Below are 24,691 nucleotides of genomic sequence, written 5' to 3'. Positions count from 1 at the left end.
GTGGAGAGAGCATCCCGCGCGGGGGAGAAAGCAGTTTGAAGCCGGTGGCGGCGATTGTGAAAACTGTGTGAAGTGCGGGTGAACCCGGCGTAGAGGAGTCTGCCCGGTCACCCCACCCCTAGTGCGTCTTGGCCGCCATGCTGCGCGGCAGCCACAGACGGGCCATGGCACCCACGGTGTCTAACCCGTCGCCCGCGTCGCGGCGGTTGGTAAGCTCAATACGCCCGCGGTGCAGTGCGGCGATTTCTTGCACAAAACTCAAACCCAGCCCGGTGCTCTTCTTGCGCGAATGGGGTCGGGCCAGTGAGTAGAACTTCTCAAACACCTTGTCCTGCGCGTAGCCGGGAATGCCCGGGCCCTGATCCCGCACCGAGATGCAGGCCCAGCGACCCTCAGCCTGCAGACCCAGCTCTACCGTACCGCCCTCGGGCGAAAAGTCCAGAGCGTTGTCCAGCAGGTTGCTGACGGCGCGGCGCAACAGGAAGGCGTCCGCTTCGACCCGCGCGTCGGCGCTGGCTGCCACCGAGATGGTGATGCGCCGCTGCGCGGCCACGCCTTGCGAGGCGTAGGCCAACTCCTCGAGCAGGGGCAGCAAGTCCACGGCTTGCACGGTGTCCAGCACGCGGCGGCTTTCCAGTGCGGTGAGCTCCATCATGCGGTCCACCATCTCCTGGATGCGCAGCGTCTCGCGCTGGATATTGCCCAGGAAGCGTTGGCGCTGTGCCTCTTCCATCGGCTCCTGCAGCAGCTCGGCCGCGCCGCGTATGGCGGACAGCGGGCTCTTGACCTCGTGGGTCAGCGTTTGCACATAGTCGGCTACATAGTTGCGCCCCGCCAGCGCGTCGCGCATTTCGTCATAGGCGGCACGCAGCAATTGCCAGGCGCGGCGCACCAGGCGCCAGGGATGAAAGCCTTGTTGTGCGTTGACATAGCGTGCGTAGTCGGCGATCAGGCCAAAGGGGCGCACCAGCCACACCGACACCGTGACCGCCAGCACCAGCACGGCCACCACCGACAGCATGCCGGCATACAGCGTGCGGCTGCGCGCGGCGGCCACAAACTGGCCGAAGGTCTGTACCGGTTTGCCCACCGTGACCACGCCGATGATTTCGCCGCTGCCACCTTGCGTACCATGGGCCACCCAGCGCACCGGCGCGGCCATGTACATCACGGCCGAGTTGCCGTCGCCGGGAATGTCCAGCGAGGTGCGGGCGCCGTACTCGCCACGCAGCGTCATGCGCACGTCGCGCCATTGCGAGAAGTCCTTACCCATCGACTGGCCGGTGGAGTCATACACAACCGTACCCAGGCGGTCGGTGACATAGGCCCGCAGTTCCACATGGGTCTTGCGCACGTCGAAAATCTGGGCTTCGAACTGGCGGGCGTAGACGGCCTTGAACAGCGTGTCCAGGCGGCCGGTATCCAAGGCTCCGTCGCGCACATCCTGCTCCACCAGCGCGGCGAGCAATTGCGAGGTTTCCACCAGCGACTCTTCGGCCGACTCACGGTAGCGCGGGTCCAGGTCGGAGACCACGTGGTACAGCACGGTGGCCATGCCGATCGCGTAGATCAGCAGAATGCCCAGGAAGATACGGGTTCTTTTACTCAATAGGCCCCCGCGCTTCGCCGCTGCACGGGTCGCTGCCCCCACCCGTCACTGTGGAACTCCCGGCAGATCCTCATTCAGCGCATAGCCGGTGCCGCGCAGCGTGCGTATCGGCTCCAGCCCAGGGGCTACGGTCTTGAGCTTGGCGCGCAGGGTCTTGATGTGGGCATCCACCGTGCGGTCGAAGCTGTCGTTGGCATCGCCCCAGACCTTTTGTAGCAATTCGTCGCGGGTGAACACGCGGCCGGGCTTTTGCACCAGCAGGCGCAGCACGCCATACTCGTAGCGGGAGAGCTCCAGCAAACGGCCATAGAAGCGGATCTGGTGGCGCTCTTCATCCAGCAGCCACGTTGCCGCGCCGGGGTTTGGTGCTGCAGGTACCGCCGGCACGGGGGGCGCCGCTGGTTGTGTCGGTGCCCCCGCCGGGCGGGCACTGCGGCGCAAAATGGTGCGCACGCGGGCCACCAGTTCACGCGGCGAGAAGGGCTTGGCAATGTAATCGTCCGCCCCCAGCTCCAAGCCTACGACCCGATCGATCTCGTCACTGCGTGCCGTCAAGAACAGCATGGGCACCTGGTTGCCACCGGGCAGGGCCTGCAGGCGGCGAAACAGCTCAAAGCCATTGAGGTCAGGCAGGCCCACATCCAGCACCGCCAAGGCGGGTGGTTCGGCAGCAAACTGGGCCAGGGCCTCGGTGGCTGTGCTGCACCAGACCGGCGTAAAGCCGTCGGTGGACAACACGTACTGCAACGTGTCGGCGATGCCGGATTCGTCTTCCACCAAAAGAATGCGGGGTTTGGGCGTCATATGGACGCTATGGTAACGGGCGACCTGCCAGCAGGCGTTTTGCGGCAAACGGCATTGGTGAAAATAGCCTATAGCCCGCGTGGAATATACCTGTATTGCTATTAAAAGCGTAGTATTCTGCATAGAAGCCGCCGGTGGCACCGCGCCACACCCTTGAATTTGAGCCCACCCGCCGCCATCTGGGGAGCACAAACAACCCTGTTTGACGAAGGAGATGAATCCATGCAGTTTTCTTCCCTGTCCCGACGCGTAGCCCAGTGGCTTCTGGTCGGCGCCCTCATGGGTACCGGCTTGGCCATGGCCCAGGCCGAACCCACGTTGAATGAGGTCTATGCCACGGCGCAGGCCGGCAAGCTGGACCAGGCGCAGACCATGATCCAGCAGGTGCTGATCAGCCACCCCAACAGCGCCAAGGCGCACTACGTGCGTGCCGAGTTGTATGCCCGCCAGGGCGACCTGGATCATGCCCGCGAGTCGCTGGCCAAGGCCGACAAGCTAAAGCCCGGTCTGGGCTTTGCTAAACCGGAATCCGTGCAGGCGCTGCGCGCGCAGCTTTCGGCCCGCAGCGCGCCGCGGGTCCAAAGCGGGTTAACGCCTAGCCAGACGACCCTGCCCGATACAGGCTACACCAGCCCAGCGCCGTCCAGCCCTCGGGCATCTTCCACCTCCTGGGGTATGCCACTGCTGCTGGTGGGAGGTGCCCTGTTGGCCGCCTACTTCATCTTCCGGCGCCGTGATCCGGCACCTGTGCCCCAAGCCGCCTATGGCCCACAGGGTAGTGGCTTGAACGGTCCGCAGACCTTTGGCATGGGTGGCGGTGCTGCACCCGCGGGCTATCCGCCAGCCGGCGGCAACCCCCAAACGAACGGTTCGGGGTTGGGTGGGCGCATCCTGGGTGGTGTGGCAACCGGCTTGGCCGTGGGCGCCGGTGTCATGGCCGCCGAAGCCATCGGCCGCAACCTGATGGGCCACCACAACAATGCGGATGCCGGACAGTGGAACAACAATGGCACGCACGACAACGACTACCAACCCTTGAGTAATAGCAATCCCGATATGGGTGGTGCTGACTTTGGTATCAGTGACGGTGGCTCCTGGGACAGCGGCGGCTCAGATGGCGGCGGCGATTGGGATAACTGATGGGTTAGATTAAAAAATTTGATTTATTGCATCCGATTGTTAGGCATCATCGTTTGTAGGATAGGGGGCCGCGTCGCGGCGCCATTCACTTACAAACGATGATGACCATGAAACGTTTTTTTGCATGTTTATCGGTATCGGTCGCCGTGGTGCTGCCGGCCTGGGCCAGCGGCAGTGTGGATGCGGGCAAGCTGGTTTTCCCGGTGTGCCAAAGCTGCCACACCGATCCTGTGACGGCGTCGCGCTTTACGCCCTACCGCTTCAACCCCATCGAGCTGACAGCAGCTTTCCAGCGCACACCGCAGATGAATGTCTATGTGGACCTGGGCACGCAGACCATCTCGGATCTCGCCGCCTACCTGGCCCTGCCCAATAGCACCGATACCGATCGCCTGCTGGACTGGGGCGAAGACACCTTCCCCCAATTGCTGTCCCCCCGCCGCCAGAAGACGGGCCAGCAACTGGGCTATACCTACCGCTTCTACCCCGACACCGGCGTCTACGTAGGGACCAAGGACGGCCACGCCTGGATCTACTACAGCCGCACGCCCAATGCGCCTATTACGGACCTGGGAACGGTACGCAGTTATCTGGACCAGCTGCCCAATGGCCGTTGAGCGCGGCTGGCGGCATACCGTTGCGTTGTTCACCAGCGGTGCGTTGATGGGTCTGCCCGCAGCGGCCGTCGTGGCGGGTGATACCGCACCGGCGTTTGAGCTCGCGGGCCGCAACGCCACAGTCAAGCTCGGTGACTACAAGGGGCAAACCGTATACCTGGATTTCTGGGCATCCTGGTGCGGCCCTTGCAAGCAGTCATTCCCCTGGATGAATGCTCTGCAGGCCCGCTACGCCGCCCGGGGCCTGCGTGTGCTGGCCATCAATGTAGACAAAAAGGCCGATGATGCCAGCGCCTTTTTGCGGACCCATACCGCAAGCTTTGATATCGCATTCGATGCCGCGGGCCAAACGCCCAAGAGCTACGCCGTGCAGAGCATGCCGACTTCGGTGTTGATTGGCCCCGATGGCAAGGTCTTGCAGGTGCACCGTGGCTTTACCGAAGCCGAACGCGTGCAGCGTGAGCAGGATATCCAGCAAGCGCTACCGCCATAAGCCTGGCCGAGCGGTCCAACCCATTCTGAAACAGAAAGACAAGAGTGACGAAAATGCACAGAATTTTGACAAGCCTGCTGGCCCTGAGTGCCGTACTGGGCTTGGGCGCCTGCAGCAACATGGCACCCGTACAGGCGTGGGAGAAGGGCAATCTGAGTAAGCCGGGCATGGCCTTTGACGCCGATCCGCTGGACCAGCGCTTTGTGCAGCACATCTACACCAGCAAGGAAAACTCCAGTGGTGGCAACGGCGTGGGCGGCGGTGGCTGCGGTTGCAATTGATGATGTATAGAGACGCACTATTCATGCCCACAGAACCCTCCACCCAAACGCAACAACCGACTGCCACCTCCACGGTGCTCTTGGCCTCCCTGGTCCTGCCTGGCCTGGCCGCACTGGCTTGTGTGGCGCCTGCCACGGTCCAGGCCGAGACGGCCCCCGACAAGACCACGCTGGCCATCAAATACGGCAGCTACACCGACAGCCAGCCGGGTTGGGAGCGCGTCACCGCGGTCTCGCCCCAGGTCTATCTGCAGACACCCATCGCCGGGGACTGGGCGCTGGAGGCCACTGCTGCGATGGACACGGTATCGGGCGCCAGCCCGCGCTGGCATACCCAGGGCACGGCCGTGTCCGGCGCCAGCCAGATGCACGAGCAGCGCCGAGCGGGGGATGTCAAGCTCACGCGTTACTGGGCGCGCTCTGCCCTGGCCGTAAACGTGGCGCGTTCGGTCGAAAACGACTATGTCTCTAACGCCCTGGGCGTGGAGGCCCGCTGGTCCAGCGATGACAACAACCGGACGTGGTCATTCGGCCTGGGCCGCGCCAACGACACCATAGATGCCACCTCCACCGGTGGTGCCGCAGTGGGCCAGCACAAGACGACCAGCGAAGCCATGCTGGGCTGGACCGAGGTAGTAGGCACCAACGACATTCTGCAATTCAATCTGACGCGCAGCCTGGGCAGCGGCTATTTCAACGACCCCTACAAGACCCTGGACACGCGGCCCGACTACCGCAACGCCTGGGTGGCGCTGGCCCGCTGGAATCACTACCTGGAACCGTTTGACGCGGCCTTGCGCAGCAGCTACCGCTACTACAACGACAGTTTTGGTGTGCAGTCCCACACGGTGGGCGTGGAGTGGGTGCAGAGCACCGGCGCCTGGACTTGGACGCCCGGCCTGCGCTACTACAGCCAAAGCGCGGCCAGCTTCTATCTGGACCCGATTCTCAATGCCCAAGGCCAGTACGACAACCTGGCCGTGCTGCTGCGCGCCATCCGCCGCCAGGGTGACAACCAGTCCACGGACCAACGCCTGGCCGCCTTTGGGGCGCTGACACTGTCGTTGAAGCTGGCGTACGCTTGGTCGCCCGACACCACGCTGGACTTGAAGCTGGAGACTTACAAGCAAACCGCGGGCTGGCACTGGGGTGGCGAGGGCAGTCCCGGATTGGATCCGTTCCGGGCCAACTTTGTGCAGTTGGGTTGGACGCGCCGGTTCTAAGAAACCAACAGCGATGGGCCGCTGGCGCAACCTGTGTTTTGAGTTTTCGGCCATGGCCTCGCCCTGCAGTGTGCAGATTGATGGCCAGGATGAGCCCGTCATGCGCCAGGCCGCTGCAGCCGCCATTGATGAAGTGCGGCGCATTGAGCGCAAATATTCGCGCTATACCAAAGACAGTGTTGTCAGCCGCATCAACCGCTCCGCAGGCCGCGCGGCCGTAGCGGTGGATGCGGAGACCGTCGGCCTGCTGGATTTTGCCCATGCGCTGTGGGAGCAGAGCGGCGGGCTGTTCGACATCACCTCCGGTGTGTTGCGTCGCGTCTGGGACTTCAAGGCCGGCCGCCTACCCGACCCCAACGCCTTGCAAGTGGTATTGGCCCAGATCGGCTGGCAGCATGTGGAGCGCGATGCTGAGCACGTGCGCCTGGCCCTGCCCGGCATGGAGTTGGATTTTGGCGGCTTTGGCAAGGAGTATGCGGTGGACCGCGCCGCCGCGGTGCTGCAAAGCCATGGCATGGCCCATGCGCTGGTCAACCTGGGTGGGGATCTGCATGCTCTGGGCGGGCGGGGGCTGCCGGAATGCCAGGACGCGCCCTGGCAAGTGCATATCCAGCATCCGCGCGCCAATACACAAGCGGACAGCGCACCCTTGGCCGTGTTAGCCCTGGCGCGGGGTGGGCTGGCTACCAGCGGTGATTACGAGCGCTACTGCGTGGTGGATGGCCAGCGCTACTGCCACGTGCTGAACCCGCGCACCGGTTGGCCGGTGGCCCATTGGCAGTCGGTCAGCGTATTGGCCGCCAACACCACATCGGCCGGTGCATTGACAACGATCGCCATGCTCAAGGGTGGTGACGCGCTGCCGTGGTTGCAGGCCCAGGGCGTGCACTACCTGGCGGTGCAGCAGGATGGGCGGGTCTTCACCCAGCAGGATTCGCATACGGCTGTGGCCTGACGCCGCATGAGCCTCGTGCAGACGGGGCGTGCCCGGTGACTGGCTAACCGTTGTTGTTATTGTTGTTGTTATTATTGTTGTTATTGTTATTACTGCTTCGTTGCTTGTCTTTGGCAGATGTTGCCGCACTGGCACTGGCACCGGCCAAGCCCGGCATGGCCAGCAGCAATCCACCCGTCCCCAACATCACCAATTGTGCGTTCTGGCTAAAGGCCGGCCCGTCAATGGCCGACAACTTGGCGGCATTGCACCACAGAGTCTTGGTTTGGCGAGCCAGTGGTACTTCATGTTGCGCGGTCACTTGGCCGCGGCTGTAGCAGGACACGACGCCCTCCTGGTAGATCAGGTGGTCGTCTTTCAGTCGGGACCCGTCCATCAGCCAGCGCACCAGGGTCTCTTCCAGTTCGGTGCGGTGCGAGCCATCTTCCAAACGCAAGGCGTTCAGAAAGCATTCGACGGTGTAGGCGGTGCGTTGCAGGTCGTTGGACGGCATGGTGTGGGCTCCAGGTCAGGGCAGGTAGTGGAACTCGAAATTCTGGAACGGCAGATTGGCCGTTTGCACATGGTAAAAGGCGTTGTTCTTCTGCTTTTGGTAGTGGTAGTCGCGCAAATAGCCGGTGGTCACAAACAGGTTGTTCAACACGCCACGCAGGTAGTGGGCGCTGTGCAGTGCGAGCAGCCCGGACACATCGCATTCCAGGTAGTCCGCACCATAGCGCTGGCTGGGCTGCAGGCAGTTGTTGTAGATCTGGTAGGTGAACACATGCTCTTGCTTGGTGCGCTGCTCATCGCCATACACCACCGGTGTGTCGCGCAGCATTTGCAGGTACAGCGTGTTGCGTACGGGTTCGTCGCAATGCGCCTGCAGGATGTCGCGGCGCAGGTGCAGCACCACGCGGTCGCCCGCCACCAGGGTGTGCTGGGTGCGCTGCTGTTTGAAGAGTTGGGAGTCTAGCGCTAAGCTCTCTTCACCCAGTTCCAATACAAAGGCCGTGGGGCTGTACAGGGCTTGCAGCACGGCGTCATTGGCTATCAGAGCCTGCAGCGTGTTCTTGGCATCTGCCAGATCGTTGGGCAGCATCAGGCGGTCGGGTAAGGGCAACTTGGGCACATTGGCAAAGGCCAGACTGGGGTGCATGCTGTGCGCATACTGTTGGGCATAGTCCCGCTGCGCGTCGGGGCTGTCGGCCGGGTAGGACAGCGGGTTGTCCGCATAGATCGACTTCTGCAGACCGCAGGTGTAAGAGCGCGCCTTGCGGCTTTGGTATTTGACCACCGGGCAGCCCGTGTGGCAGGTCGACAAATGGCCGCAGCCTTGGCACGACTTGTCAAAACCCAGCGATTGGTGCACCTGGCGTATCTTGCGTGCACCGTTGTCCAGAATGTCGAGTATCGGCTCCTCGAACACATTGCCATAGCGGAACTCCGCAATGCCCTGGCCGCGCACGCAGGAGTAAACGGCACCGTCGCTTTGCAGCAAATAGAAGCGCTCGCCGCAGTTGGATGCATTGGTGCAGTACGAGGGTTTGAACTCGTCAAACCAGTTGCGCAGCAAGCCCTCTTCCAACTCGGTGCCGGTGAATTCGGCTTTCAGCGCCTCGTACAACGCTTGCTGTTGCGCCGGCGTGGTGGGTGTCAAGGTAGCTTCGCCCTTGGCAGCCCGGTTCAGTTCGGACCCGAAGGCAAACATCAGGTTGAACTGGTTCATGTCAAACCCCAGCTCGCGGTGGATATACCAGATGTCCTTCACCAGCGCCGGTATGTCTTGCAGGTGCTCGCTGGACAGCGTGGCCGATATCTTCTTGGCATGGGGGTACTGGGCCAGCAAGCGGATGTTGTCCAGCGTGCGGGGCAGCCAGTCGGTGCCGCCGCGCGTGGTGCGGTGCTTGGCATGCAGGGCCAGGGGTAGGTCAATGCTGGCGCTGATCGAGACCTTGTGCTGGTCCAGCAGCTCGTACAACGATGCGAACTTGAACAGATTGGTCTTGATGTGCGGTGATGACTTCTTGTGCCCCATGGCATTCAAGGCATCAAAGTTTGCAAGGTAGTGGCCGCGTATCAGTTCAAACAACTCGGCCAACACGGGTTGGGGTAGCGTCGTGACTTCGCCCCCATGCAGGGATACGTTGAAGGCCAGCACGCCAGCCTCTTCCATCGCGGTCAACGCATGGCGCAGCGTGTGCACCGCGCGCTGTGTATCCAGCTTGAGTGCCGCTTCCGTGGTTTGCTTGCCCAGGTAGCAGTAGCTGCAACTGAGGTTGCAACACAGGGTAGGCACATACAGCAGGTGAACGGAGCGGCTGAAAGCCTTGGCCGGAGGGGGGGGCACAGCAGTTGTGGGCAGGGCGGCGTTCATGCTCAAGCTCCCGTCAGCACAACATTGGTCGAAGCGGACTTCACCTTGTCGATGATCTTGGAAGACACCTTGTCAAACTTCTTGGCCCTGTTCTTGGCGATCTTGTCGGTCTTGCGTGCGCCGGTTGGAAACTTGTCACGTTCCAGCACAAAAGATTTTCCATTGGTGCATTCCAGCCGCAGCTTGCCCTGTCCGGGCGCCAGCGTCATGCGTTTGACGTTGCCGAAGTAGACGATGGTGTTGCCGCACAGCAAATAGCGCGGCCCCAGTAGCAGTTGCCGTGGCGCAGAAAACCACGCGATCGCGGCGATGACCAGCAACATGATCCCGAACGGGGAGCCGGCCGCTACCAGCAACAATACAGCGACCAGCAGACACCCCAACGCGATCCCCATACGGGTCTTGCTGCGGTGGGCCTTGTCAGCGTGCTGGTACTTGAAGGTTGCGAAGGCAGTGGGTGTCATGGCAGTCCTTTCAGAGCAAGTGGCAGGGCGGTATCGAAAACGGCCTGCACGCCGGCATCGCCGCTGGCACGCACGGCAGCGTCAAGCGCCCGCAGGAAGGCTTTGGTATTGTGCAAGCGGGCCAGGCCAGCTTGGGTGGTGAACGCATCGTCCCACGAGGAGAGCAAGGGCGTGGGCGATGCCAGCGTGGCCACGTAGCGATTCCAAAAATCGGCGCCGAGCAGGCCTCTGCGGGCGGCATAGATGACGGGGCGGGTCAGGCGGTCTGCCTCGCCGTAGACATAGAAGTGTTCACCGGCGGGCGCCACTTGGCTTTGCACGGCCAGCAGCAGGCGTTCCAGTTGGGGTGCATCGATGGCAGGGTTCAAGGCCAATTGCAGCATCAGGTCCGCGGCGTGGGCCACCGCGTGGCGCCAGCCCTCGCCGGTGGTAAAGCCGCGGTAGTCAGTGGTGCTGCGCAAGTACAGCGTGCCCGTGTCGACCAGCTTGGCGCGCTGCTCGGTACTCAAGAAAGGGGCCAGCCTGTCGGCCCGCGCGATCTCGGACAAAACCAGCGCGGCAAATGGCTTGGTAAAACCTGCGGGGTCACCGGCCGTGGGTTGCAGTTGCGCCAGTTGGGATTGGTAAATGGCCAATTGGCTGGCCGGTGTCAACTGCTTGCCACGCAACAGGGTGCTCAGTGCCTCAAAGGCCATGCCGTCACGCAGTTCGGGATCGGGATGACGCAGACAAGGCAGCAAGGCCAATGCCAACGCTTGGCGTTGCGCCTCGTCAGGCAGCTTCCAGTTGTCAGCTTTCAGGCGTACCAACTCGGTACGGGGCCACTGGGCGGGCGGGCATTGTGCCTGCGCGTTGGCGCAAGCCAAGGCCCCGCAGGCCAGGGCATAGAGCAGGAAGCTTTGCATCAGACGGCGTCGCATGGTGGCTCCAAGATACCGCCGCACTGTAGCAAACTTGCCATGCGGGGGCATCGCCCGCCATGACGGGCGTGCCCGGGATGGGCTCCGGCCGTCTTACTCCGCCAGTGACAGGGTCGCGGCGTCGATCTTTTCCAGCACCGCGGGTGTGAGCTTGGCCACCACATCCAAGGCGCCCAGGTTCTCTTGCAACTGGGCCATGCGCGATGCCCCGGTGATGACTGTACTGACGCGGGGATTGTGTGCTGCCCAGGCAATCGCCAGTTGGCCCAAGGTGCAGCCCAACTCGGAGGCGACAGCTTCCAGTTTGCCGACAGCCGCGTTGCGGGCGGCATCGGTCAGGCCCTTGAGCAAAAAGTCCATGCCCTTCATCGCGCCGCGGCTGTCTTCGGGCACGCCACTGCGGTATTTGCCTGTCAGCAGTCCGCTGGCCAGCGGACTCCAGGTGGTCAGGCCCAGGCCGATGTCTTCGTACAGGCGGGCGTACTCCACCTCCACACGTTTGCGGTGCAAGACGTTGTACTGCGGCTGCTCCATGACCGGTTTGTGCAGATGGTGGCGCTCGGCGATCTCCCAGGCAGCCCGGATATCGCTGGCCGACCATTCGCTGGTACCCCAGTACAGGGCCTTGCCCTGGGTGATCATGTCGCTCATGGCCCATACCGTTTCTTCGACGGGGGTGTGTGGGTCGGGCCGGTGGCAGTACACCAGGTCGATGAAATCCAGCCCCATGCGCTGTAGCGACCCATCGATGGCCTGCATCAGGTACTTGCGGTTCAGCGTGTCCTTGCGGTTGATGGGCTGGGCATCGCGTGACAAGCCCCAAAAGAACTTGGTGGACACCACGTAGTTGAGCCGTGGCCAGTTCAGCGCTTTGATGGCCTCGCCCATGACGGTCTCGCTCTTGCCCATGGCGTAGACCTCGGCGTTGTCGAAGAAGTTGACGCCGGCGTCATAGGCCGCGGCGAGCATCTCCTTGGCGGCGGCCACATCAACCTGGTTGTGGTACGTGACCCAGGAACCCAGCGACAGCGTACTGACTTGGAGGCCACTGCGGCCCAGACGGCGGTATTGCATGCATGCACCTATGAAAATAGCTTGTAAATCGGATGGACGGATTGTCTCAGCATAGTGCCAAAACGGTGTGGATGCGCAGAGTAGCCAACTGCAGGGGTTTTGCTGCCTAGAGCGTTGGCCATTGCACCGTAGCACCCGCACCGCCGTAGTGGCCCAAACCCCCTATCAGTGCGCTGGAACCCACGAATAGAAATGCAATGCCAACTACGATCCCCACCAGAAGGTAGACCGCATGGATGATCTCGCCGAGCTGGAGCTCCTCGAATACGGTGAGCAAGAAGGGTGGTGGTCGGGCGAGAAAATTCTTGGAAGAAAACTGTGCTCGCACGGACGCCGTACCGATGTCACGCCACAACGGGCTGGAGTACAGCCGAACGGGGAGCATCAACAGGGCGGGAATACCAACCAGCGCACCCACGAGTGCGCGCACCAGCACGGCCGCCAATACCAAGCCGAACAGCGACATCACCATACGCCCCTGGGTGTCTGCGGCAACGAACATTCGCCAGGCCTGTGCCGCAACACGTGGCGCGTTGCGCAGGACATTGAGCACGAAGGGCAGCATGGCCGCGATGGGTGACGCGCGGTGGTCTGCCGCCTCCGAGGCTTCCAGGGTCTTGTCGAGTGCGTCCAAGAAGTCTTCGACTCCAACTTCATACCGCCCCTGTGCAAATGCTGGAACCATTTGCTCCGATAGCAGGCGAGAGGCCATGGCATCGGTTATCACCGACTCCAGTCCATAACCCACCTCCAGCCGCAGCATGCGCGCATCGCGAAAGATGAACAGCAGCAGCCCGTTGTCCACGCCACCCACCCCCACTTTCCAGGCCGTTGCGGCGCGGATGGTGAAGCCCTCCAAATCACCGTCTGGCACCGTTGGCAGTATGACCACATTGATTTGTGCAATGCGCATGGTCCGCGACAGGTGCTGGATGTATTGGTCCTTGGCTGCGGCAAATGCGGGTGACAGCAGGCCTGCCTGGTCGTCAAGGTAATGGGCCGGCGCCGGGGGAATGTCCGATGCTTGTGGCCGTTGCAGCAACAGCGAAGCCAGCGCGGCCAGCAGGGTACCGACCGCAAGCCCCACCCACCACCCACGCCGCAGACGCGTCGACGACGCGGTGGGCGGTTTTTTCTTGGGCTTGGCTTTCACGGTGTTGCAGTATAGAAAACATTGCGCAACGGCGCGCGTTGATTGTCTTGGTGCTGTCACATCCATTTCGGATAGTCGGTGGCTTTGCACAGTAACCACCAACCCCCTAACCATGACACATCCATTGCGCTTTGCACGCCAATACGGCCCCCCTCTGGCCGTTGCCCTCACGACCCTGGCCCTGGGCATCCAGAACGCCTACGCCGATGGCGCTGAACCCACCTTGCAGTTGGCGCCCGTCAGCGTGACCGTGCAGTCCGGCGCCTATGGAACGGCCGCCAAAGGTACGGCGTCAGCCATAGCACCCACCCAAGCCAGCCTGGACGCGACCCAACCCCAATCCGTCATCACCCGGGACTTCATGGACCTGTCGGTGGCGCCGACCACCGAGTACAGCCGCATCGTCAACATCGCGCCCAGTGTTTCAGGGGAAGCGGCCAATGGCCCCGGCCTGGGGGAGACCAAAGTGTCACTGCGCGGTTTTGGTGATGATCAGTACAACATCACCTTTGACGGAATCCCCTGGGGTGACACCAACAATCCGGCCCACCACTCCACATCGTTTTTCCCGGGCACCATCATCGGGGGTGCCGTGGTCGAACGCGGCCCTGGCAACGCCAGCAACTTGGGCTATGCCACGTTTGGCGGTTCCATCAACCTGTTCTCCAAGAAGCCGTCCAAGGAAACGTCCGCCAGTTTCTTCACCACACTGGGCAGTTGGAACACCCGCCTGCTGGGCGCGGGCTATGAGAGTGGCCGCATGGAGGGCGCAGGCGAGGGGACTCTGCAACTCAATTACCAGAACCTGCAGTCCGACGGGTACTTGAGCTACAGCCCCATCAAGGCGCAGAACCTGACGCTGAAATACGAGCGCAAAATCGGCGACAGTTCGGTGCTGACCCTGTTCTCATCGGTCAACAACACCAAGTACCAGCAGCCTGACAGCAACAAGGGTGCAACCCAATCGCAGACCGCACTGTATGGCCGCAACTTCCAGTTGGACAACGACCCCAGCAGCCTGAACTACTGGGGCTACAACTTCACGAACAAAGACACGGACTTCGACTACCTGCGCCTGCGCAGCGATTGGGGCAATGGCTGGAAGACCGACAACGCGCTGTACAGCTACGCCTACAACAACCAGACCATTTCCAGCAACGACCCCACCTGGACCGGCACCACACCGGCCACCACCAAAGACCCGCGCACCCTGGTGGGCGGTGTGGTGACCGTCATCCCCGGTATCGACAAGCAGAACAAATACCGGGTGTGGGGCGACATCTTCAAGCTCACCAAGCAAGGGGATGTGGGTCAATTGCGCAGCGGCGTGTGGCTGGAGACATCCACCACGGATCGCCACCAGTACGACATCAACGTGCTCAACATGGCCTACAACGGCATTGAAAAGGCGATTGTCGGCGTGCCGACCAGTGCCACGCTGCCCGGTAGCACCCGCCCCATCAACAGCGTGAAGTTTGACCAGCAGTCCACGATACGTACCGCGCAGCCCTTTGTGGAATACGAGTGGATGGTGACCTCGGACCTGCAGATCACACCAGGCGTCAAGTACATCAGCATCACCCGTTCGCACACTTCGCCGGTTGCGCAGACCACGCGCCTGGTCAACGACTCCGGTTCGGTGACCTATACCTCCACACTGCCCTTTCTGACTGTCAACCAAAAGATCGGCGATGGCTTGGCGGTGTACGCCCAGTACGCCAAAGGCTTTCAGATACCCGACCTCAACACGCTGTACGTGGCCAACCCCAGCTTGAACAGCACCGATCCGCAGAAGACCACAAACTACCAGTTCGGCATCGTCGGCAAGTCCGACCGCATGACCTGGGATGCCGACATCTACCGTATTGAATTCACCAACAAGCTGCAGTCGGTGACGGTGGGCACGGACAGCTATTTCACCAACATCGGCGGCGCCACGTACCAGGGGCTGGAAGGGCAGATGGCCTACGTGCTGGGCGGCGGCTTCTCGACTTATGCGAACGCCTCGCTGAATGACGCCAAGTCCACGGACACCGGCCTGCAGCTGGCCAACGCACCCGAGTTCACCGCAGCGCTAGGGGCGCTGTACAACGATGGAGCCTGGTCGGGCTCCTTGCTTTACAAGGTGACAGGGCCGGTGCGCCAGAAGGACTTCACCGCCAGCAAGGCGCCCATCAACGGCGTGGCCTACTACGACTACTACCAGACGCCCAGCTACGGCACGCTGGACCTAGCGGTGGCCTACACCTTGAACGGTGCCAACGCCTTTGGCAAGAAGCTCAAGCTGCAGTTCAATGTGTTCAATGTGCTGGATGGCAATGCCGTGACCGCCATCAGCACGGGGACCACCACCAACTACGACACCTACGTCTACCAGACGCCGCGTAGCTTCCAGGTGTCGCTGAAGGCAGACTTCTGACGCAGCCGCTTGTCCTGGAAACACCATGAGCATGGTCGCAAAAACACTCGCACGGGCCCTGGTATTGGGCCTGGCCTTGGTCGGTGCAGCCCACCAGGGAAAGGCGGCAACCCACACCGCCCCGCATGGCAAAGCCAAGACCGACCCCGTGGTTCTGCGCTTTGCCACCGTGGGGGACTCGCGCCAGGACCCGGTGGGCTTTGACCCGACCACCGGCCCCTTGTCTGCGCAAGACAGCATCTGGCTGCAAAACAGCAAGGCCTTGAGCCGCATCCTGCGCGAGGTGGGCCAACAGAAGAACCAACTGCTCTTCTTCAACGGCGACATGGTCATGGGCTATGGCGTGGCCGGTCCCACAGCATCTACCGCTGTGGCGGATGTTGTGGGGTCAGACTTGATGGCGTTCTATCGCCAGTACGGCTTCTGGCGCGGCATGGTGGCGACCCTGATGGAGGCTGGGACCTATGTGGTCCCGGTGCCGGGTAACCACGAAGTGCAGTCCAAGGCCGCGGGCAAGAAGGCCGTGTCGGAGAACGAAGACGCGTGGCGCGCCAATATGGGTGATCTGATCATCGACACCCAGCGCTTCAAAGCCCTGGTCGGCCAAGACGCCACCAACGTCAATGTGCAGAACAATGCCGCGCAAGACGGTTTGGTCAGTGACCAATCCCAGCTCAGCTACAGCTTTGATGTGGCGGACAATCACTTCGCGGTCATCAACACCGACCCCGTTGGCAAGGACGGCACCGCCCCCACTGCCTGGCTGGCTAGTGACCTGCAGGCGGCCCAGGCGCGAGGCGCACGGCACTTCTTCGTGTTTGGGCACAAGCAGGCTTTCACCTACGTCTATACCCGCAAGCCCAAGAAGGCCGAAGGCTCGGGCCTGGATAAACTTCCTGACCCGCGTGATGCATTCTGGCGCGTCATCGAGCAGTACGGCGCCACCTATTTCTGTGGCCACCAGCACATGTTCAATCTGGTGCAACCGCAGGGCGGTGCATGGCAGGTGCTGGCAGGCACCGGCGGCTCTCCGTGGGAGGCCAAGCCGACGGAGGAGACGCTGCACCCCAAGAGCGACCGCGCCTATGCCTGGGCCATGGTCGATGTGCGCCGCAGTGGGCGGGTCGACCTCACGGCCTATGGCTTCAGCGACGCCTTCGGCCCCACCAAGGTGTTGCAGCGCGTGCGCCTGGTCAAATCTGCACCCGCGTCCCCAATTCGATGACGCAGTTGTTGGGCAGGCGGAAGAAGTCCGCCACGCTGCCCGAGTTGCGCGACATCAGCGCAAACAGTGCTTCGCGCCAATGACTCATACCCGAGCCCTTGGTGGGAACGATGATCTCGCGGCTCAGGAAGTAGGACGTCTCGAACAGGTTGATCGCCAGTCCTTGGGCCTTGCACAGTTCCAGGGCCTTGGGAATGTCGGGCGTGTTCTTGAAGCCGTAGTTCACCTGCACCCGCCAGAAGCCGGGCACCAGGGCCTCCACCTGCACGCGTTCGTCAAAGGCGATCCAGGGCACGTCGTGGAAGACCACGGTCAGGATCAGGTTGCGCTCGTGCAGCACCTGATTGTGTTTGAGGTTGTGCATCAGCGCCTGGGGCACGGTGCCGGGGTTGGCCACCGCATACACGGCCGTGCGCGAGGCACGGTGCGTGGTGTCGGACGACAACGCCGTGATGAAAGGCAGCAGCTCGGGGTCGTCCTGGCGGATGCTGTCCATCAACAGCGCGCGGCCCCGCCGCCAGGTAGCCATGATGGCGAAGATGGCCATGCCCAACACCAGAGGGAACCAGCCGCCCTGCAGGAGCTTGATGGAGCAGGATGCGACCAGCAAGGCGTCCAAGGCCAAAAAGGCACCAGTGGCGGCCAGGGCCACGGGCAGCGGGTAGTTCCAGCCATAGCGCACCACAAAGAAAGTCAGCAGTGTGGTGATCAGCATGGTCACGGTGACCGCAATGCCATAGGCCGCGGCCATGGCCGACGAACTGCCAAAGCCCACCACGGCCAGCAGCACGGAGACCAGCAGCAGCCAATTCACGCCGGGCATGTAGATCTGTCCGGCCTCCTTCACATTGGTGTAGAGGACCTGCATGCGGGGCAGCAGGCCCAGTTGCACGGCCTGCTTGGTCATGGAGTAGGCGCCGGAGATCACGGCCTGCGAGGCAATGACGGTGGCGATGGTGGCCAGCACCACCATGGGTATCAGCCACAGCGCAGGGAACATGCGAAAGAAGGGATTCTCCAGTGCCGTGGGGTCGCGCATCAGCAAGGCGCCCTGGCCCATGTAGTTGATGGCCAGCGCGGGCAGTACCAGGCCGGTCCAGGCGATCTGGATGGGGCGCTTGCCAAAGTGGCCCATGTCGGCATACAAGGCCTCGGCGCCGGTAAAGGCTAGCACGATGGCGCCTACCGCCACGAACACATGCCAGCCCTGGTCGTACAAAAATGCCAAGCCATTCAAGGGATTCAGAGCCGCCAGGATGGCGGGCTGCTGCGCAATCTCCACCACGCCCACCAGGCTCAGCACGGCAAACCAGACGACGATCACCGGGCCGAACAGCTTGCCGACCACGCCGGTGCCAAAGCGCTGCACGGCAAACAAGCCCACGATGACGGCCATGCAAATCGGCAGCACATAGGGCTTGAAGGCAGGCGTTGCCACCTCCAGGCCTTCTACGGCGCTGAGTACCGAGATGGCGGGCGTGATGACACTGTCACCGTAAAACAGAGCCGCGCCCAGCACGCCGGTCAACAGCAAGATGGTCCGGGCGCGTGGGGTCTGCCCCGCGGTTTTGACGGCCAGCGCCGTGAGCGCCATGATGCCGCCTTCGCCCCGGTTGTCGGCGCGCAGGATCAACACCACGTATTTGAGCGTGACCACCAGCATCAGCCCCCAGAAGATGGTGGAGACGGCGCCGATCAGATGCGTGGCATCCAACGGGATACCCGTGGCCGGGCTGAAGACTTCTTTCATTGTGTACAGCGGGCTGGTGCCGATATCGCCGTAGACGACGCCCAGCGCACCGAGTGTCAGTGCCGCCAGGCTTTCCTTGTGGGTGGTGTTGGCCATTGCAAACTATTCTTGTGAAGAGGATCGCACTGTCGGCGTACGGGCATCAGGAACGCATAAGTGCGGGCATAGGCGGAATCGCGTCAATCGACGGCCAGGCGGTAGCCCACGCCGGTTTCGGTCAGCAGGTGGCGCGGTTCGGCCGGGTCTTGCTCGATCTTGGCGCGCAGCTGGCCCATGTAGAGGCGCAGGTAGTGCGTGTGCTCGGTGTACTCGGGGCCCCAGACATCGGTCAGCAGTTGCCGGTGCGTGACGACACGGCCGGCGCTGCGCACCAGGCGGGCCAGCAGCTTGAACTCGGTGGGTGTCAGGTGCAGGGTTTCTCCGGCCCTTTGCACCTGGTGCAACCCCAGGTCCACCCGCAGGTCATCCAGCGCATGCACGGTGACGGCCGCTGCCAATGCGGTGCCCCGGTGGCGCAGGGCCACGCGCATGCGGGCCAGCAACTCGCCCACGCTGAAGGGCTTGGTCAGGTAGTCGTCGGCTCCGGCGTCCAGCAAGGCGATCTTTTGTGCCTCCTGGTGGCGGGCCGACACCACCAGTATGGGCGTACTGTGCTGGCGGCGCACCCTTTGCACCAGCTCCACGCCATCGCCATCGGGCAGGCCCAGGTCCAGCACGATGAGATCGGGTGGGGCATGTGCCAGCAGGGCCTGGGCTTCGCGCAGCGAGACCGCCGTCTGCACGACAAAACCTTCCACCGACAGCGAGGACTGGATCAGCGCCCGGATTTCGCGGTCGTCTTCCACCACCAGCACGCGCAGGCTCATGCGGCCTCCGATACCGGCTGTTGGGCGTGCAGCGGCAGGGACAGCGTGAAGCTGCTGCCGCCACCGCTGCGCCGGCGCAAGACCAGCGTGCCCCCGTGGGCGGTGGCAATGGCCCGGCACACCGCCAGGCCCAGACCCGCGCCGCGCTGGCCCGAGTGGTCGTTGCGGGAGTAGGGCTCGAAGATGGAGGACTGCAGAGCCTCGGGGATGCCGGGGCCGCGGTCCTTGACCGACACCCGCAGGCATCCCTCGGCCTCCGTGACCACCAGGTCAATCGCTTCGCTGCTGTACTTCAGGGCGTTGTCCAGCAGATTGGCCAGCAGCTGCGTCATCAGCACCGGATCGGCCTTGACCAGGGGCAGCCCCTCCGGCACGCGGGACTTGATGCGCCGCGTGGGGTCGCGCTGGCGCAGGCGGGCCAGCACCGCGCCCACCATCTCCTCCACCGATTCCCAGTCCAGCGTGATGTCTTGGGTGGCATTGGACAGGCGCACCAACTGCAAGGTGTTTTCGGTGACGGTGGCCAGGTAGGTGGCTTCGCTGACGATGCTGCCCAGCAGGCGTTCCTGCTCGGCGGTGCTGAGCTTGTCTCGCTGAGTTTGCAACGCCGATGCCGCCCCGACCACGGCCGCCAGTGGCGTGCGGAAGTCGTGCGAGATGGCCGCCAGAAACGTGCTTTGCACCTGCTGGCGCTGGGCCTCGTGCCGGGCCTCTTGCATGGATACCGACAGGCGCTGGCGCAGCAGGGCCTGGGCCAGCAGGGTGCACAGGGCTTGGGCGTGTTCGCGCCCCGCATGGTCTGCCGCGTTGGCCGGTTGCACGCAGGCCGCGCCGCAGCGCTGGCCCGAGACCAGCAGCGGCAGGTACCAGGCATTGAGCCCGGGCCAGCGGCCCGTGCCCGGGCCCAGCACGGCGGCCTCGCGCATGCAGCAGCGCAGGCCGTCACCCACCGAGGCTTGCAGGGCGGGGGGCAGATCCAGCTCCGCCTGGTCGTGGGCCAACGCCAGCACATTGGGGCCGGCAAAGGCACTGTCCAGGGCGGCCTGGCCCAGGGCCAGTATGTCCTGCTCGGGGCTGGAGGCCGACAGCGCGCTGGCCAGCTCCTGCAGTTGGCGCGACCGGCGGGCGTGGAGCTTGGCCACCTCGGTTTCGCGCCGCAGGCCGGCGACCAGGTGGCTGATGACCAGGGCCAGCAGCAACATCGTGAACAGCGTGATCAGGTGCTCCTGGCTTTCCACCTCTAGCGTCCAGCGGGGCGGCACGAAGAAGAAGTTGAAGGCCGTGACTGCACCCAGTGCGGCGGCAATCGACTCCTTCCAGTTCAGCAGGTAGGCGGCTACGACCACGGCCAAGACATAGACCATGGCCTGGCTGGTCAGAGAGACATGGCGGTCCATCGCAAAGCCGCACAGGGTGGCGGCGGCCAACAGGGCGACGAGCACGATCCAGTTGGACCACTGGGCGGGGGCAGGGGGCTTGGCAGGTGCGGTGGCGGCTTCTTCTTGCATGGTGCAGCCAGCGTACCACCACGGGCATCAGGATTGCATTAGGACGTTGTTGGACACCGCTAGCTTGTTGGGTGTGAGAGGACTAGAATTTTGTTACCTCCACCGCGGGATACCAACGTGCCCACCTCCGACACCGCCACCTCGAACGGCCGGGTTCGTTTGTTCCACGCCAGCCTGGTGTGGCCTTTGCAGATCGAGCCGCTGTCGCTGGAGATGGGCCGGGTGCGCCATTGGGAGGAGCTGGAGCGCACCGCCGGCACCCACCCCTGGAAGAGCATAGACGACGAGTTCACCGAGGACCCCAGCCAGTTCCGCGAGCGGCACTACCGCGAGTTCGTGTCCTTCCTGCCCTATGTGCAGCGCTTCCTGTATGGCGAGGGGCGTTGTGACCGCCGCAATGGCAACGACGCCGCCAAGGACTCGCCCATCCACGTGTTTCGCCGCAAGGACATTGCCAAGCTGCGCGTCGTGCTGCGCGAAGGCCATACACCGATCGAACTGGAGGTGGTGCACACCGACCTGTATTTCTTCGACGACCTGGATGTAGTGCAACTGAACCTGGAGGTGCGGGCCCGCAACATCTCGCTGGACATGGCGCGCAACATCCTGTTCCGCTTCGGCCGTGCCTATCCCTCAGGCTGGGATGAGGAGGGTGGTGGCCTGCACAGCGCCTACTCGGCCGAATGGCTGGGCCACGATGGCCAGGTGCTGGCACGCTCCGACACGGGCAACCGTGAGAAGTTTTTGAAGTTCGTCTGCCAGCACCGCAGCCCCTGCATCTCGGAGCATTGGGCCAGCGTGCTGCGCCCCCTGGTGCTGGCGGATTCCGATGAGCCCGGTGCCCTGCGCTTTCGGTTGATCGAATACCACCGCATGCCGTTGACCGCCTTTCTGGCCCTGGAAGACCCCCGCAGCCTGACACCCCAGGAGTGGGTGCGCCTGGGGCTGGCATCCAAGCTGCACCCGGACGAGCCGCTGCCGGTCAACGAGCCCACGGTCATGGATTTCGAAAGGCTGTACTGCCAGGACCGGTTCTGGGTGGATACCGACCATGGGCCCAACACCCGCTTCATCTGCACCGGCAGTTCGATGATGGTGGTAGGGGACAGCGCGGCGCCCTTCTTTGCCGACGGCGAACGGGGCGTGCTGGCGCAGTTCCGCCACCAGTATTTCTTGGTGTTCCTCTTGGCCCACCTGCACCGGGCCGCCCTGCTGGTGTTCTCCGACATTCTGGTGGGCGCCGTCAACGCACTGAAGATCGACGATGATGACTCAGTGCGCGCTTTCAAGCGCCGCATCCGCGCCAACTTCGAGACCTTTTTGCGCTTCACCCACCGCTACTGGTTCCACGAGCTGTCGGAGCGGCCCCACGTGCAGGCCGCTTTTCGCATGTGCTCCGACCACCTGCGCAACGATGCGCTGTATGGCGAGGTGCGCGACGAAATCAAGGAGATGAGCCATTACCTGGACAGTGACTCGCAACGCCGCCAGTCCAATACCGTGGTGCGGCTGACGGTGATCACCATATTGGGGCTCATCACCACGGTCACCACGGGCTACTTTGGCATGAATATCATTGCGTTTGGCGAGGGCCCGCCGCTGGAGCGGCTGGTGCATGGCGTGCTGGCAACCCTGGTGTTTGTGGGCATGGTGCTGTTTGCCATCGTTCGCTCCAGAAGCCTGTCTGACTTTCTGGAAGCGCTGGCGGATGAGCGCACCACGCTACGCGCCAAGGTCCGTGCCGGTTTGGCCGTGGTCTGGGGAGGTGGCAAAACCGGGGCTGCACGCTCAGCGAACAGAGAGGATTGAGTCAGCATGTTTTCGCATATGTTCATCGGGGTGACGGACTTTGACCGCGCCCACGCCTTTTACGCCGCCGTCATGGGCGGCCTGGGCATTGGTCAGCGCTTCTGTGACCACGACAAGGGCTGGGCTGGCTGGCACAGCGTGGACGGTACCCGCCCCCTGCTGGTCATCGGCAAGCCCTTCGACGGTCAACCGCACAACCCTGGCAATGGGCAGATGGTGGCTTTCCTGGCGGCCGACCAGGCGACGGTGCGCCGCGTCTACCAGACGGCGTTGGACCATGGTGGCCGCTGTGAGGGGCCGCCCGGCCCCAGGCCCCAGTACCACGCGCACTATTACGGCGCCTACTTTCGCGATCCCGATGGCAACAAGCTGTGCGTCGCCTGTCACACGCCAAAGCCCCATGCTCCGTGACAGCAAAGCATGGTGCGTGCGCCGCACGAGAAATATTTTTCAGGCCGCGAATCCATTTGCCATCTAGCCGCCTCTTAGCTTCAGGGAATGTTCCCCTGTGCTTGAATGAGGTTACACACCATGTCTGCTTTTTATGTCAAAAACGTTCCCGGTTGGGAGCGCACGCTGCGCCTTGTGCTGGGGCTTGTGGCCGCAGCTTTCGCGCTGTACAGCTTTGCCGGTACCACGGGTTGGTTGCTCGCGGGTAGCGCGGTGGGCATTGCACTGACGGGCCTCGTTGGCTTTTGCCCCATGTGTGCCCTGGTGGGCCGCCGTCTGGACAGTCGTAGAAAGGCCTGACTGCCATGGCACTCGACGCGCAGCAAACCCTGGTTCTGGAGTCGGCCCACGGGGGGGATCTGGGGGCATTGGAAACCCTGCTGCGTCTGTGCCGTCCCGACGTGCGCCGCTATGCCCAGCGCCATTGCCTGATCAGCGACGTGGACGACGCAGTGCAAGAGGCGCTGCTGATCCTGTCGCGCCAGTTGCGATCGGTACGTACGCTAGCGGCATTCTCGGGTTGGCTGTTCCAGGTCGTCAAGCGCGAGTGCCGGCGCCTGGGCCGTCTGACCCTGCGCTACGACCCCTATGACGAGGCGGCGGTCGAGCAGTGGGCGGCGCAACACTCCGCCGATGAATTGCGGGTGGACTTGGCGGCGGCCTTGCAGTCACTGCCCCCGCAGTACCTGGAGGTCATCCTGCTGCGCGACTTTGAGGAGTTGTCCATCGCCGAAATTGCAGCCCAATTGCAACTCACAGCAGCGGCGGTCAAGAGCCGCTTGCACCGCGCCCGCACGCTGACGCGGGAGTACCTGCTGGCCTGAACCCCGTGCGGTGCGTGGCCTTACGGCACGTTACAACTCACACACTTTGACGCGTTTGGTGCCGCCGAGCCACCCACACAATGGGCCACCTGACGCGCAGGGCGACATGCGCCCGGCGCGTGATCAGGCCGCTAAGCCTTCCATTGGAGCCCACCTATGCAAGACCTGAGTCAAGCTGCCCGCGCAGCCGCTGTCGCCATCAAAGAGCTTGAAGCCCTGTATGCCAAATTTGTGCAATGCGCCAAGGCACCGTCGCCCAATTGGAAACCGGAACTGGGCAACATCGCGGCTGCCAGCACGGGCATCACGTGCTACGGCCTGGGGTGCAAGGTGGAGGCAAAGCCCCGCCCGGTGGCGCTGCATGGCCGTATCCAGGCATTGGAGTTTGACTTCACCCACAGTTGGGAGGGCAGCGACCAGCCCCTGCTACGCCTGTACCTGCAGGCCGATGGCCAGTTCACCCGGGACCTGCTGGGCCAGCAAGCCTTTCACGCCTACGACGACCCGGCCATCAAGGACCAACTGGTGTTGGAGTTGTGCACGGCGCTGCTGTCGTCACCTGCCTTCACGCCCAAGGCCAGTCTTTCGGCCGGCGTCGACACCACGCGGGTTGTGAGCCTGGGCGCATCCCACCGCGGGCGTATGCAGGCTGTGGGCTGACGCGCACACGCCTGGCTGAGATGCCAGTTGCGGGGAAGGTAAGCGGCGCTTGTCGGCCCCGTTGCAGCGGAATATGATGCGTTTTGCTAGC

General features: G+C 63.2%; 24 protein-coding genes. 13 read left to right on the top strand and 11 right to left on the bottom strand.

Features of this window, described 5'->3' with window-relative positions:
- Positions 1-118: 118 nt before the first annotated feature.
- Both creC and creB read right to left on the bottom strand, forming a co-directional pair.
- Entirely contained in the window at positions 119-1,609 is a 1,491-nt protein-coding gene (gene creC, locus AC07OO_RS07220; protein WP_495081369.1) for a two-component system sensor histidine kinase CreC, read from the bottom strand.
- Positions 1,610-1,654: 45 nt separating this feature from the next.
- Positions 1,655-2,413: a two-component system response regulator CreB gene (gene creB / locus AC07OO_RS07215; protein WP_495081368.1), complete on the bottom strand. Its 759-nt coding sequence runs from the start codon at positions 2,411-2,413 to the stop codon at positions 1,655-1,657.
- A gap of 222 nt (positions 2,414-2,635) precedes the next feature.
- Between creB and AC07OO_RS07210 the strand changes: the two genes are divergently transcribed.
- From AC07OO_RS07210 to AC07OO_RS07185, 6 genes are all read left to right on the top strand, one after another.
- On the top strand, positions 2,636-3,553 hold the full coding sequence (locus AC07OO_RS07210; RefSeq protein ID WP_495081367.1) for a tetratricopeptide repeat protein: 918 nt from the start codon (positions 2,636-2,638) through the stop codon (positions 3,551-3,553).
- 107 nt (positions 3,554-3,660) lie between these two features.
- Positions 3,661-4,170, top strand: coding sequence for a hypothetical protein (locus AC07OO_RS07205; RefSeq protein ID WP_495081366.1), 510 nt, complete (start codon positions 3,661-3,663; stop codon positions 4,168-4,170).
- The gene (locus AC07OO_RS07200) at positions 4,160-4,663 is read left to right on the top strand and encodes a TlpA family protein disulfide reductase (RefSeq protein ID WP_495081365.1); all 504 of its coding nucleotides are present in this window, start codon (positions 4,160-4,162) and stop codon (positions 4,661-4,663) included. Before AC07OO_RS07205 ends, AC07OO_RS07200 begins: the two co-directional genes overlap by 11 nt.
- A gap of 53 nt (positions 4,664-4,716) precedes the next feature.
- A complete protein-coding gene (locus AC07OO_RS07195) occupies positions 4,717-4,944 on the top strand; it encodes a DUF4266 domain-containing protein (protein ID WP_495081364.1) in 228 nt (75 codons plus the stop codon).
- Positions 4,945-4,967: 23 nt separating this feature from the next.
- Positions 4,968-6,167, top strand: a complete 1,200-nt coding sequence (locus AC07OO_RS07190; RefSeq protein WP_495081363.1) for a DUF3570 domain-containing protein — start codon at positions 4,968-4,970, stop codon at positions 6,165-6,167.
- 13 nt (positions 6,168-6,180) lie between these two features.
- Complete coding sequence (locus AC07OO_RS07185; RefSeq protein ID WP_495081362.1) at positions 6,181-7,122, top strand: FAD:protein FMN transferase; 942 nt, start codon at positions 6,181-6,183, stop codon at positions 7,120-7,122.
- Positions 7,123-7,165: 43 nt separating this feature from the next.
- Here AC07OO_RS07185 and AC07OO_RS07180 read toward each other — a convergent pair whose 3' ends face one another.
- From AC07OO_RS07180 to AC07OO_RS07155, 6 genes are all read right to left on the bottom strand, one after another.
- Complete coding sequence (locus AC07OO_RS07180) at positions 7,166-7,615, bottom strand: hypothetical protein (protein ID WP_495081361.1); 450 nt, start codon at positions 7,613-7,615, stop codon at positions 7,166-7,168.
- Positions 7,616-7,630: 15 nt separating this feature from the next.
- Entirely contained in the window at positions 7,631-9,478 is a 1,848-nt protein-coding gene (locus AC07OO_RS07175) for a radical SAM protein (protein WP_495081360.1), read from the bottom strand.
- Positions 9,479-9,480: 2 nt separating this feature from the next.
- On the bottom strand, positions 9,481-9,942 hold the full coding sequence (locus AC07OO_RS07170; RefSeq protein WP_495081359.1) for a hypothetical protein: 462 nt from the start codon (positions 9,940-9,942) through the stop codon (positions 9,481-9,483).
- Positions 9,939-10,862 carry a DUF2785 domain-containing protein gene (locus tag AC07OO_RS07165; protein WP_495081358.1) on the bottom strand — a complete coding sequence of 308 codons (924 nt, stop codon included), beginning with the start codon at positions 10,860-10,862 and terminating at the stop codon, positions 9,939-9,941. Before AC07OO_RS07165 ends, AC07OO_RS07170 begins: the two co-directional genes overlap by 4 nt.
- 93 nt (positions 10,863-10,955) lie before the next feature.
- Complete coding sequence (locus AC07OO_RS07160; RefSeq protein WP_495081357.1) at positions 10,956-11,936, bottom strand: potassium channel beta subunit family protein; 981 nt, start codon at positions 11,934-11,936, stop codon at positions 10,956-10,958.
- Positions 11,937-12,042: 106 nt separating this feature from the next.
- Positions 12,043-13,089: a TPM domain-containing protein gene (locus tag AC07OO_RS07155; protein WP_495081356.1), complete on the bottom strand. Its 1,047-nt coding sequence runs from the start codon at positions 13,087-13,089 to the stop codon at positions 12,043-12,045.
- Positions 13,090-13,201: 112 nt separating this feature from the next.
- On the opposite strand from AC07OO_RS07155, the gene AC07OO_RS07150 reads away from it, so the two are divergent.
- On the top strand, positions 13,202-15,508 hold the full coding sequence (locus AC07OO_RS07150; RefSeq protein WP_495081355.1) for a TonB-dependent receptor: 2,307 nt from the start codon (positions 13,202-13,204) through the stop codon (positions 15,506-15,508).
- Between the two features lie 25 nt (positions 15,509-15,533).
- Positions 15,534-16,733, top strand: a complete 1,200-nt coding sequence (locus tag AC07OO_RS07145) for a metallophosphoesterase family protein (protein WP_495081354.1) — start codon at positions 15,534-15,536, stop codon at positions 16,731-16,733.
- Here the strand turns inward: AC07OO_RS07145 and AC07OO_RS07140 are convergent.
- From AC07OO_RS07140 to AC07OO_RS07130, 3 genes are all read right to left on the bottom strand, one after another.
- Positions 16,702-18,579 (bottom strand): potassium transporter Kup, encoded by a 1,878-nt coding sequence (locus AC07OO_RS07140; protein WP_495081353.1) that lies wholly within the window; start codon positions 18,577-18,579, stop codon positions 16,702-16,704. The genes AC07OO_RS07145 and AC07OO_RS07140 overlap by 32 nt on opposite strands.
- 83 nt (positions 18,580-18,662) lie before the next feature.
- Positions 18,663-19,349 (bottom strand): response regulator, encoded by a 687-nt coding sequence (locus AC07OO_RS07135; protein ID WP_495081352.1) that lies wholly within the window; start codon positions 19,347-19,349, stop codon positions 18,663-18,665.
- The gene (locus AC07OO_RS07130; protein WP_495081351.1) at positions 19,346-20,857 is read right to left on the bottom strand and encodes a DUF4118 domain-containing protein; all 1,512 of its coding nucleotides are present in this window, start codon (positions 20,855-20,857) and stop codon (positions 19,346-19,348) included. Before AC07OO_RS07130 ends, AC07OO_RS07135 begins: the two co-directional genes overlap by 4 nt.
- A 117-nt stretch (positions 20,858-20,974) precedes the next feature.
- Here AC07OO_RS07130 and AC07OO_RS07125 point away from each other — a divergent pair, with 117 nt between their 5' ends.
- The 5 genes from AC07OO_RS07125 (at position 20,975) to AC07OO_RS07105 (ending at position 24,600) form a co-directional block, all read left to right on the top strand.
- Positions 20,975-22,666, top strand: coding sequence for a hypothetical protein (locus tag AC07OO_RS07125; protein ID WP_495081350.1), 1,692 nt, complete (start codon positions 20,975-20,977; stop codon positions 22,664-22,666).
- A gap of 6 nt (positions 22,667-22,672) precedes the next feature.
- Complete coding sequence (locus tag AC07OO_RS07120) at positions 22,673-23,077, top strand: VOC family protein (protein WP_495081349.1); 405 nt, start codon at positions 22,673-22,675, stop codon at positions 23,075-23,077.
- Between the two features lie 120 nt (positions 23,078-23,197).
- Complete coding sequence (locus AC07OO_RS07115) at positions 23,198-23,416, top strand: YgaP family membrane protein (RefSeq protein WP_495081348.1); 219 nt, start codon at positions 23,198-23,200, stop codon at positions 23,414-23,416.
- Between the two features lie 5 nt (positions 23,417-23,421).
- On the top strand, positions 23,422-23,940 hold the full coding sequence (locus AC07OO_RS07110) for an RNA polymerase sigma factor (RefSeq protein ID WP_495081347.1): 519 nt from the start codon (positions 23,422-23,424) through the stop codon (positions 23,938-23,940).
- Positions 23,941-24,096: 156 nt separating this feature from the next.
- Positions 24,097-24,600, top strand: coding sequence for a hypothetical protein (locus tag AC07OO_RS07105; RefSeq protein WP_495081346.1), 504 nt, complete (start codon positions 24,097-24,099; stop codon positions 24,598-24,600).
- The last annotated feature ends 91 nt before the right edge of the window (positions 24,601-24,691 follow it).

The organism is Rhodoferax sp. GW821-FHT07G04 (assembly GCF_059418585.1).
Note: the sequence above shows the minus strand (reverse complement) of the source record. Positions and strands in the feature narration are given on the sequence as shown.

Excerpts from the sequence above, each read along its gene's own strand:
- AC07OO_RS07160 (WP_495081357.1), bottom strand. The coding sequence starts at position 11,936 with ATGCAATACCGCCGTCTGGGCCGCAGTGGCCTCCAAGTCAGTACGCTG.
- AC07OO_RS07135 (WP_495081352.1), bottom strand. The coding sequence starts at position 19,349 with ATGAGCCTGCGCGTGCTGGTGGTGGAAGACGACCGCGAAATCCGGGCG.
- AC07OO_RS07175 (WP_495081360.1), bottom strand. The coding sequence starts at position 9,478 with ATGAACGCCGCCCTGCCCACAACTGCTGTGCCCCCCCCTCCGGCCAAG.
- AC07OO_RS07150 (WP_495081355.1), top strand. The coding sequence starts at position 13,202 with ATGACACATCCATTGCGCTTTGCACGCCAATACGGCCCCCCTCTGGCC.
- creB (WP_495081368.1), bottom strand. The coding sequence starts at position 2,413 with ATGACGCCCAAACCCCGCATTCTTTTGGTGGAAGACGAATCCGGCATC.
- AC07OO_RS07115 (WP_495081348.1), top strand. The coding sequence starts at position 23,198 with ATGTCTGCTTTTTATGTCAAAAACGTTCCCGGTTGGGAGCGCACGCTG.
- AC07OO_RS07205 (WP_495081366.1), top strand. The coding sequence starts at position 3,661 with ATGAAACGTTTTTTTGCATGTTTATCGGTATCGGTCGCCGTGGTGCTG.
- AC07OO_RS07210 (WP_495081367.1), top strand. The coding sequence starts at position 2,636 with ATGCAGTTTTCTTCCCTGTCCCGACGCGTAGCCCAGTGGCTTCTGGTC.
- AC07OO_RS07110 (WP_495081347.1), top strand. The coding sequence starts at position 23,422 with ATGGCACTCGACGCGCAGCAAACCCTGGTTCTGGAGTCGGCCCACGGG.
- AC07OO_RS07190 (WP_495081363.1), top strand. The coding sequence starts at position 4,968 with ATGCCCACAGAACCCTCCACCCAAACGCAACAACCGACTGCCACCTCC.
- AC07OO_RS07120 (WP_495081349.1), top strand. The coding sequence starts at position 22,673 with ATGTTTTCGCATATGTTCATCGGGGTGACGGACTTTGACCGCGCCCAC.
- AC07OO_RS07195 (WP_495081364.1), top strand. The coding sequence starts at position 4,717 with ATGCACAGAATTTTGACAAGCCTGCTGGCCCTGAGTGCCGTACTGGGC.
- AC07OO_RS07105 (WP_495081346.1), top strand. The coding sequence starts at position 24,097 with ATGCAAGACCTGAGTCAAGCTGCCCGCGCAGCCGCTGTCGCCATCAAA.
- AC07OO_RS07170 (WP_495081359.1), bottom strand. The coding sequence starts at position 9,942 with ATGACACCCACTGCCTTCGCAACCTTCAAGTACCAGCACGCTGACAAG.
- AC07OO_RS07145 (WP_495081354.1), top strand. The coding sequence starts at position 15,534 with ATGAGCATGGTCGCAAAAACACTCGCACGGGCCCTGGTATTGGGCCTG.
- AC07OO_RS07180 (WP_495081361.1), bottom strand. The coding sequence starts at position 7,615 with ATGCCGTCCAACGACCTGCAACGCACCGCCTACACCGTCGAATGCTTT.
- AC07OO_RS07140 (WP_495081353.1), bottom strand. The coding sequence starts at position 18,579 with ATGGCCAACACCACCCACAAGGAAAGCCTGGCGGCACTGACACTCGGT.
- AC07OO_RS07165 (WP_495081358.1), bottom strand. The coding sequence starts at position 10,862 with ATGCGACGCCGTCTGATGCAAAGCTTCCTGCTCTATGCCCTGGCCTGC.
- AC07OO_RS07200 (WP_495081365.1), top strand. The coding sequence starts at position 4,160 with ATGGCCGTTGAGCGCGGCTGGCGGCATACCGTTGCGTTGTTCACCAGC.
- AC07OO_RS07185 (WP_495081362.1), top strand. The coding sequence starts at position 6,181 with ATGGGCCGCTGGCGCAACCTGTGTTTTGAGTTTTCGGCCATGGCCTCG.
- AC07OO_RS07130 (WP_495081351.1), bottom strand. The coding sequence starts at position 20,857 with ATGCAAGAAGAAGCCGCCACCGCACCTGCCAAGCCCCCTGCCCCCGCC.